Source organism: Paenarthrobacter sp. 22069, from assembly GCF_052046035.1.
Lineage (GTDB): Bacteria > Actinomycetota > Actinomycetes > Actinomycetales > Micrococcaceae > Arthrobacter.
Genome location: NZ_JBQEQF010000059.1, coordinates 1 through 712, shown reverse-complemented (window position 1 = coordinate 712; position 712 = coordinate 1). Strand labels below are relative to the sequence as shown.

Genomic DNA, 712 nt, shown 5'->3' with positions numbered 1-712 from the left:
GGGTACGCCGTGGGTGGCGTAGGAGGTTCCGGCGGCGGTGAAGGCTGCCACGGCGCCGGCTTCGTTGATGCCCGGGTGGATCAGCTGCCCGGCGGGGGATTCCTTGTAGGCCAGGACCAGGTCCCGGTCCACCGACAGATAATTCTGGCCCTTCGGGTTGTAGATCTTCGCCGTCGGGAAGAACGCATCCATGCCGAACGTGCGGGCCTCATCGGGAATGATCGGGGCGATGTGCTTGCCGAAGTTCTTGTCCCGCATCAGGTCCTTCAGGAGCCTGACGAATGCCATGGTGGTGGCGGCCTGCTGTTTGCCTGAACCGCGCTTGGCCACCTCGTAGGACTTCGCATCCGGCAGCACGATTTCGGCGTGCGTGTTCCGGCGTTCGGGGACCGAACCGCCCAGGGCGGCGCGGCGCTCCATCATGTACTTGATTTCGGGTGCGTCGTTGCCGGGGTGGTAGTACGGCGGACGGTACGCGTCCTTATCCAGCTGCTCGTCGGTGACCGGGATCCGCAGGTGGTCGCGGAACTTCTTCAGGTCATCCAGGGTGAGCTTCTTCATCTGGTGGGTCGCGTTGCGGCCCTCGAAGTGCGGTCCGAGGCCGTAGCCCTTGACGGTGTGGGCGAGGATGACGGTGGGTTTGCCCTTGAATTCGGTGGCTGCCTTGTAGGCGGCGTAGACCTTGCGGTAGTCGTGGCCGCCGCGCTTGAGG

The 712-nt window shown here is 64.7% G+C and carries 1 pseudogene; it reads right to left on the bottom strand.

The annotated features are described in order from the left end of the window. Nucleotides 1-712, bottom strand: a pseudogene (locus ACTJK0_RS21410) (pyruvate dehydrogenase (acetyl-transferring), homodimeric type); the annotation flags it as partial.